Raw genomic sequence first — 8,486 nt, 5'->3', positions numbered from 1 at the left:
GGCGTCGCACTGGTCGGCGGTGGCAGTCATCCCCGCCCGGGCGAAATCTCTCTGGCCCACAACGGCGTGCTTTTCCTCGATGAATTGCCCGAGTTTGACCGCCGGGTCCTGGAGGTGCTGCGCGAACCCCTGGAATCCGGAACCATCACCGTCTCGCGCGCCGCACGACAAGCGGACTTTCCGGCACGATTTCAGCTGGTCGCGGCCATGAACCCGTGTCCCTGTGGCTACGCCGGCGATTCCGCCCACCACTGCCACTGCACCCCGGATCAGATCCTGCGCTACCGCGGCCGCATCTCCGGCCCCTTGCTCGACCGCATCGATATGCATGTCCCGGTCCGGGCGCTGCCACGGCGGCAGCTGTTGGAACCCCACCGGACACCGGCAGAATCATCGGCTGCCGTGCGAGCGCGCGTGGTCGTGGCCCGCGAATGCCAGGTGCAGCGGGGCGAGACCCTGAATTCCAGGCTCACGGTCGAACAGATTGATCGCTACTGTCGATTGGACACGGACGGCAGGAAGGTGCTGGAACAAACGATGGAGCGGCTGGGGATGAGTGCCCGCAGCTTTCACCGCCTGCTGCGACTGGCGCGCACCATAGCCGACCTCGATGGCGCCGACCAAATCCGCCCGGCCCATCTGTCGGAGGCAATCCAGCTGCGCTATCTCGACCGTAGAGCGCCCGGGATGTCCCGGCGACAGGCATAAAAAAGCGGCCTTGCGGCCGCTTCTTCATTTCAGCCTGGTGTCGGGACTACTTGGAGTGATCAACCATATACGCCACGGCGGCCTTCACGGCAGCATCGCTCAGGCTGGCATTTCCACCCTTGGGCGGCATGGCGCGAATCCCGTGAATGGCGTGGTTGTCCAGGGTAGCCATACCCTGCTTGATGCGCGGGGCCCAATCGGCCTTGTTGCCAAACTTCGGTGCGTTCAGGACACCGGTGCCATGGCAGGCATGGCAGGTGGCTTCATAGACCGACTTTCCGTCCGTTGCCGCCTGGGCCGTCGGGATGGCGGCGCTCACCACGGACTGGGCCGCGACCAGCTTGCCGACGGGCTCGATGCGGGAGACCAGGCTCTGGTCATCGGCCTTGTTGGCGCCGACCGTGGTCGCCTTGGTCTTGAATCCAACGATGTTTGCGACGATGAATATGACCACGGCCAGGGCAATCAGGGCCCCGATCATGATGGAGAAACTCCGGGTGAAGTCGCGATCTGACATATTGCTCATGGTTACGATACCTATTATCAATAGTTGCCTTGCTGTATGCCCGCCCGGCAGGCCCGGACGGCCCGAAAATCGCGCGTAGTATAGCCCAATCCCCCCCGCGGAATACACACTCCCGCCGGGGGTCGGCGGCTCCGTGGACGCTTTCGAGGCGGGCGGGTATGCTTCGCTTCCCGGCGCCCGTAGCTCAGCTGGATAGAGCGCTGCCCTCCGGAGGCAGAGGTCAGGGGTTCGAATCCCTTCGGGCGCGCCATTTGTCAAAAACCCGTAGAGAAATCTACGGGTTTTTTTGTTGGGGGTGGGTCGCATTCGCGAGGGTATGCGGGGCGGCGCCCCGCTGTCTTTGTTTCGCCTGCGGCGACCTGAAAAGCTGCTGCGCCGGTGGCTGACCGGCAGCAGGTTACTTTTCTTTGTTCCGCCAAAGAAAAGTAACCAAAAGAAAGGCGGCCCCGGTCGCTCACCCGCTTATCGCGGGTCCCCTGCGCTCCTCGTTCGGACCGGGTGCTCGGGAACTCGCCGGCCGGGAACACCGCCCGGCTCGGGCTCGACACCCCTCGCACTCATTCCGGTCCTCGCTGCGGTGCTCGGTGAGCTCCGACGGGGATGAAAAACACCACCTTGGGGTTCTGCTCCCGTGTCCGCCGCCGAGGCAGGATGGAGAAAATTCGGCACGCGCGGAGCCTGTCGAGGCAAGCCTTCGCGCAGCGAAGGTTCCGAGTTCGACGCGCGTGGGGGATTTTTTCGTTCTGCCGAGGGGAGCCTGAAGGATGTATAACATCCGTAAGGCCAAGGACCCGGGGGTCCTTTCTTTTTGGGTACTTTTTCTTTGGACAAGCAAAGAAAAAGTACCTGGGCCGTCCGGACCAGCCCGGACTAGTAGATTTTGATCGCCGCAGGCGAAACAGAAAACAGCGCGCCCTGCTTAGCGATACCACAATAAAAGGGCAACACCAAAAGCGATGCGATAGACGCCGAATGTGTTGAACGTAAACCGGGACAGGAACACGAGGAACCATCGCATGGTCAGGTAGGCGACGACGAATGCGACGGCGAAGCCGATCCCCAGGTGCAGCAGGTTGCTGTCCTCGAATTCACGGTAGTGTTTCAGCAGGTCGAGGCCGCTGGCGGCGGCCATCACGGGCAGCGCCAGCAGAAACGAAAACTCCGCGGCCGCAGTGCGGCTCAAGCCCGAAAGCAGGCCGCCGACAATAGTGGCACCAGCCCGGCTGGTGCCGGGAACAAGAGAGAACACCTGTGCAAGGCCAACCCACAGGGCCTGACGATAGCTCAGGTCCTCAACATTGGCGACGTGGGACGGTGTTTCCTTGTAGATACGTTCAACGATGAGAAAGACGATGCCACCTACGATGAACATTATTGCCACCACTTCCACCGAAAACATGGACTTGATCTGTTTGTAGAACAGCAGACCCACCACCCCTACCGGTATGAAGGCAAGGATGATCTTTTTCCACAGCTCAATGTGGCGCAAGGTGAACTTGTCGCGATAGAGGGCGACCACGGCGAGGATGGCGGCGAGCTGGATGATCACCTCGAACGCCTTGTTGGCCGAGTCCTGTGGCAGGCCAAGCCACTGACTGACGACAATCATGTGCCCGGTGGAAGATATGGGCAGGAATTCGGTGAAACCCTCTACGAGGCCGAGGATGGCCGCCTGGAGTGCATGCATGAAGAACTGTTCCTGTCAGCGATTACGATTTCACGTGTTGCCATGTATGAGCAATCATACGTTGCCCTTGCCAAATAGACGAATTGGCCGCACGCAGGACATCGCGGGTGAAGACTCGGGCCGTCCCGGTCCAGGAAGAGAAGCCATAGCAGATCTCCTATCGCTCCGGACGTTCGTACCAGTACGAGCACAGCCGTTTGTATCGTACGAAAAACGGAAAGAACACCACCATCGCCAGCAGACCAAGCTGGCGGCCCATGCTGAACCAATGCTGCTTCCGTCCCGAGGAGATCGCCGGATAATCGCGGAGGATGCAGAACCGTCGCCCGGTCTTTCGTCCGCGGCGACGGAGAAGACGGGACAGCCAGATCTCCTCGCTCGCGTAGACCGTTTCGCTGAATCCCCCCACGGCCTCGAAATCCTCGCGCACACACCAGAAGAAGCACCCCGCCGCCAAACGAAAGGTGGACGAAATGCGATTCCACAGGCCGACGATGAAGCGCACGCCGACCGATAGCGGGGGTGCCAGTTGAACGTGGGTGCCACCGCCAATACAACGTCCGGACTCCAGCTGCTCCAGTGCCGTGCGCAGAAGTCGCGGAGAAATATGAGTATCGGCATCAACGAACAGGAGATAGCGACCACGGGCCTCGCGTGCACCCGCGTTACGAGCGCGCGAAATCTGGTTGACCGCTTCGAATACCACGCGCGCATCGGCGCGGCGCGCAAGCTCCGCGGTGTCGTCGGTGGAATTATTGTCGCAAACGATCAATTCCCCGTGCAGGGAAATTGAAGCCATGGCTTCGTGCAAGGCCTCGAGAGTCGGGACCAGATAGTCCGATTCGTTGTAGGCAGGCACAATGACCGAATAGCCGACGTCCATCCGGAATCAGAACTCGATTTGTACGCCGAGTTCGACCGCACGCGACGGCGGTAGCTGGTAGAAGGCCTCGGTATTCATGGCATTGTGCGCCATGAAGCGGTACAGACGCTTGCGCCACATACTCATACCGTGACCCGGCGTAGGGATCAGTCTCGCGTGGCCCAGGAAGTAATTCGCACTTTCCACATCGTCCAGTTTGTCGATCAGGCCGCGCTCGTGATAGAAGCGCAGGGCCACCGGGACGTTCGGCGTCTGCATGAATCCGTAATGCGCGACCACCCGGACAAACCCGTTGCCCAGGTCTTCGGCTTCCAGTCGTTCGCCCGCGGGGACCCGGGGTACATCATCGGTCACCACCGTGAGAAAGATCACAGTTTCGTGCAACACGCGGTTGATCTTCAGTTGATGCAGCAGGGCGCCAGGCGCGTTACGACTACCGGAGAGAAATATGGCGACGCCGGGAACACGGGTCAGCCCATAGGTTGCAAGGTTTTCCAACACCCGGTCCAGCGGCACGGTCCGCTGGCGCACGCGTTCGCGGACCAGTTCGCGCCCGCGATACCAGGTGACCATAAGGAACATGGCGGCGACACCGATCACCAGTGGTAGCCACCCACCCTCGAGAAACTTCATCAGATTGGCGCCCCAGAACGCGCTGTCCATGACCAGCAGCGGCAAGGCCACCAGGACGGCCACCAGGCCGGGCCAGTTCCACACCCGCCAGGCAAGGAAGAACGCAAGCACGGTCGTAATGACCATGGTTGTGCTGACCGCCATGCCGTAGGCCGCCGCCAGGCGCTGGGACGACTGGAAACCCAGTACGACCAGGACGGTCGTTACCAGCAAGGCCCAGTTGACCAGAGGGATGTAGATCTGGCCACGTTCCTCGGAGGAAGTCTGGACGATGTTCACAAGAGGGGCATACCCGAGTTGCACAGCCTGCCGTGTGAGCGAGAATGCGCCGGAGATCACGGCCTGCGACGCAATAACGGTGACCACGGTGGCCAGGCCGACCATGGGATATACGCCCCAACTTGGAACCAGATAGTAGAACGGGTGTCGGACCGCTTCCGGGTGCGCCAGGATTTCCGCCCCCTGGCCGAAATAGTTGAGCAGCAGCCCGGGCAGTACCACGGCGAACCATGCCAGGCCGATACTTCCACGGCTGAAATGACCCATGTCGGCATACAGCGCCTCGCCGCCGGTCACGACCAGGAATACCCCACCCAGCACCAGAAAGCCCACGGTTCCGTTGCGGACAAACAGCGCAACCGCGTGTACTGGGTTCAACGCACCGAACACGGCCGGGTAGTCCAGAATCGCGCGCAGACCCAGAACACCAATCACGACAAACCAGATCACGACGATGGGACCGAAGACCGCCCCCACTCCCGCGGTGCCCGACTTCTGGAAGGCAAACAGGCCAATCAGTATGAGTACAGTCAAGGGGAGTACGACGGGCTCCATCACGGGTGTCGCGATCTCGAGCCCTTCCACGGCGCTCAGTACGGAGATCGCCGGGGTCAGCATGCCATCCCCATACAGCAGGGCCGCGCCCAGCAGGGCCATGAGCAGAATCACCCGGCCGGTACGGCCCTGTTTCTGTTGCCAGGGGCGCAACAGGGCAAACAGGGAAAGGATTCCGCCTTCACCACGGTTGTCCGCGCGCATGACAAACAGGAAATACTTGATCGAGATCACGAGGATCAGTGACCAGAAGATCAGGGAAAGAACACCGAGCACGTTCTCGTGATTGACCGGCAGCAGAGCGTTGCCGAAAAAACAGGCTCGCAATGCATAAAGGGGACTGGTACCGATGTCGCCGAATACGATCCCGAGTGCACCCAGGCTCAGCAACACCAATCGTCGGCTGTCGGTCGATGCTCCATCGGCCGATGACACCCCGGAAGTTGCTGTACCCGGATCGGACATATCAGGGAAGACGCCGGCATGCTGCCGGCCTAGGACCCGCCGCCGATTCGTTCGAGTTTTGCTTCACCGCAAAAATCGCATTCGGGCATCGTGTCCGTGTCATTGATCAACGCCGTTTGTGCCCCACAAGCCTGGCAACGATACATCCCCGCGGGATAGCGCTTCGGTGGTGGCGGTTTCACGATGGTCACCTTGGGTTCAGGCCCGCTGAATTTTTGCTGTCCGCAGTTGTCGCATTCGGAAAGCTCAGCCACCGGCGACGTGAGCAAGGTGATTTGTCCACAGGAAAGACACTCGTACCTCCCTGGCGGATATTCCACGATCTTGCGGGGCGCATCGGCCTCGCGAATCTCGGCAAGGACCTGCGTCAGTTCCTTGCCAAGTGCGGCCGCACGTTTTTCCGCGGCTCGCGCCTCCTTCATCGCGGCCTTGATCTCCGCCGCAATGGCCTTTGCCCGCTCTTTCGCATCGCTCATGCGAACAACCGCCGGAGCGCATCATGCGCAGTATCCATTCAGCCCCCTGTCCGTCTCTTTGGACGATTCCCTCTTCCCGGGCAGGCAGATGCATGCCCTGATTTGCCCGCAGTCTAGCGCAATTCCTCCTCACCCACACCCGCGCCAGCCAGTGGTGCTGACGGGACGACAACAATTCGTGAACGGATTTCCGGCGCCGTGGCCAGGACGCCCGAGGATCACCAGCCACCACCGCCGCCGCCGCCGGAGCTCCCGCCCCCGCCGCCGGAGCTCCCGCCCCCGCCACCCGAAGATGGCGAAGCGACCCCGGCGGACAAGGTGCCAGCGGCCGCGGCCCAACCCGCCACTGCGCCGGCTCCACCGAAGGAGCCACCACCCCCACTCCAGCCAGCGGATGACATGCCCGAACCGGAAGATGCGGCGGTGCCGAAACCGCTGGTTCCGCCAGTCGACGAAGCATAGGAGCGGAACCAACGGTCCATCTCCCGATTGAGGCCAAAGGCGATGAGATAGGGATACCATTCGTCGCGCAGGTGCGGCTCGGAATGGCCAAGTTCCCGGACGAAATAGCGGCGCGCCCCACACAGGCGCTTGCGGCGTGCGATCTGCTCGGGACTGACCCTTGTGCGCACACCGTTGAACGCGGAATTGATTATGGCCGCAAAAACCAGCACAACACCGGGCCACGCGGGCAGGGGCACGAAGCGATAGAACCAGAACAGGGGCACGCTTACCAGGGCAGCCAACAGAAAGGCCGGAGCCAGAACCGTTCCCAGGCGGATTCCGGGGTGCTCGACCTCGGCCCGCGCGGCGACAGCCATCAGGCGCACGGTAATTGCGTTTGCAATCGCAATCCCCGCAAAGGGCATCAACACCGCGATCCAGTTGAAATCGCTCCGAAGCGCGGCAACGAACGCGACTGCCGCGCCCAACACCAATACGGCCGTGAGTCTCCAGGCCCCGTGCAACGCCTGCTTGTTATCAGGATCGGTTTTTTCGCCAGGCTTCAGGGCAGTACGGATCTTGCTCGCCGGATCGAAGCCGGTTTTCTTCTTGCGATAATAGGAACGGACCTTGTCCGTATCGGTCTTGTCGCCGTCGATGAAGAGTGACTTCAGCAGCTTGTGCTCGTAGGACCCGAACTGGTCCAGGGGCTGCAGCAGCTTCAGGCACAGGACCTTGCGCTTGAATATCCAGACACCGCGCTCCTCAACATGACTTTCAAGCTTTCCTTCCTGCACCAGGCGCGCCAGAATCGCGGCCACTTCCGCGGCGCCGGTTCGCTCATCCCACTGCGCACCGATCTTTTCCGGCAGTTGCGAAAACACCTCACGCTGCAGCCATGCCTCATCGATGGTTGCGGGATCCGGCAGCGGCGCGAATCGCCCATTGCGGCGCTCGTGCCCCAGGTAGATGCGAAATCTCCACAGCACGAAGACGACAAACAGGACGAGCATGGCCGCCACCCACCTCGGGTCTGTCCCGCGAATCACCGCCGCGGGCTGGCCCGGTCCGACATAGCGCAACATCACGCGCGCAACCATGCCCTGACCGGGCCGCAGATTTTCGCGCACCTGGTTTCCGTTGAACGAATACGGAGCGATCCATACCGGATCCATGGTGAAGTTCAGAGAGTAGTGTCGAAACTCGCCGGGCCTGCGGCGAAACGCGAAGTCGTAATCCAGCCAGTAGCCACCCCTCCGCGGAACGAGCACATTGAAGTAGCGGTATTCGATCTCGTACACCAGCTTCTGCTTGTGAAAAACCGGGTCGCGGGGCAGGCGGCTGCGCCAGCGCAGGGCGTGATCGTTTACCCATTTGTACTGATCGACCGCAGCCAGTGGCCCCTGGGTCAGGCCGATACGGCTGCCAGTCCCGGGGTCGATGCGCCACAATCCGATCAGCTGAACGCGCTGTCCCAGGGGAATATTGAAGTCGCGCTCGCCGCCGTTCCACGCGCCGTCGAATACCATCTCCTGGTGCTCGGTGACGTGCAGACTGCCATCGGCATCCAGATGCGCGGTCACCTCCATTGCGTCCCAGTACAGGCTGCGCGCCTGTGCCGAAGCAACACCGACCAGCAGCGTGAGACAGAAGGAAACGGAAAACATGCGAACGAAGAGGCGGGACAGGCTGCGAACCCGCGATTTCGAGACGGTCCTGATGGCTCCTCCCTTGCGGTTGCGACCGCATACCCGGTACAGCCGGATCTTCTGCACCGCAGTCCTGGACGGACAACGGGCTCTGGCTCAACCTATCACAGCGGATTCGGAT

The 8,486-nt window shown here is 61.5% G+C and carries 7 protein-coding genes and 1 tRNA gene; 2 read left to right on the top strand and 6 right to left on the bottom strand.

Translation table 11 applies throughout. The annotated features are described in order from the left end of the window. A partial coding sequence (locus tag P8X48_07265) for an ATP-binding protein (protein MEJ2107111.1) occupies positions 1-708 on the top strand: 708 nt, incomplete at its 5' end. 46 nt (positions 709-754) lie between these two features. Here the strand turns inward: P8X48_07265 and P8X48_07260 are convergent. Continuing rightward, entirely contained in the window at positions 755-1,234 is a 480-nt protein-coding gene (locus tag P8X48_07260; protein MEJ2107110.1) for a c-type cytochrome, read from the bottom strand. Positions 1,235-1,407: 173 nt separating this feature from the next. Between P8X48_07260 and P8X48_07255 the strand changes: the two genes are divergently transcribed. Further along, positions 1,408-1,484 (top strand) — tRNA-Arg (locus tag P8X48_07255). Between the two features lie 669 nt (positions 1,485-2,153). Here the strand turns inward: P8X48_07255 and P8X48_07250 are convergent. From P8X48_07250 to P8X48_07230, 5 genes are all read right to left on the bottom strand, one after another. After that, positions 2,154-2,921 (bottom strand): undecaprenyl-diphosphate phosphatase, encoded by a 768-nt coding sequence (locus P8X48_07250; GenBank protein MEJ2107109.1) that lies wholly within the window; start codon positions 2,919-2,921, stop codon positions 2,154-2,156. Between the two features lie 157 nt (positions 2,922-3,078). After that, a complete protein-coding gene (locus tag P8X48_07245; protein MEJ2107108.1) occupies positions 3,079-3,804 on the bottom strand; it encodes a glycosyltransferase in 726 nt (241 codons plus the stop codon). A gap of 6 nt (positions 3,805-3,810) precedes the next feature. After that, positions 3,811-5,706 (bottom strand): potassium transporter Kup, encoded by a 1,896-nt coding sequence (locus P8X48_07240; GenBank protein ID MEJ2107107.1) that lies wholly within the window; start codon positions 5,704-5,706, stop codon positions 3,811-3,813. Positions 5,707-5,765: 59 nt separating this feature from the next. Further along, positions 5,766-6,212: a hypothetical protein gene (locus P8X48_07235; protein MEJ2107106.1), complete on the bottom strand. Its 447-nt coding sequence runs from the start codon at positions 6,210-6,212 to the stop codon at positions 5,766-5,768. 218 nt (positions 6,213-6,430) lie between these two features. Next, entirely contained in the window at positions 6,431-8,431 is a 2,001-nt protein-coding gene (locus tag P8X48_07230; GenBank protein MEJ2107105.1) for a DUF2207 domain-containing protein, read from the bottom strand. Positions 8,432-8,486: the final 55 nt, after the last annotated feature.

This window comes from Acidiferrobacteraceae bacterium (assembly GCA_037388825.1).
Lineage (GTDB): Bacteria > Pseudomonadota > Gammaproteobacteria > Acidiferrobacterales > JAJDNE01 > JARRJV01.
This window is presented reverse-complemented; position numbering and strand designations above follow the sequence as displayed.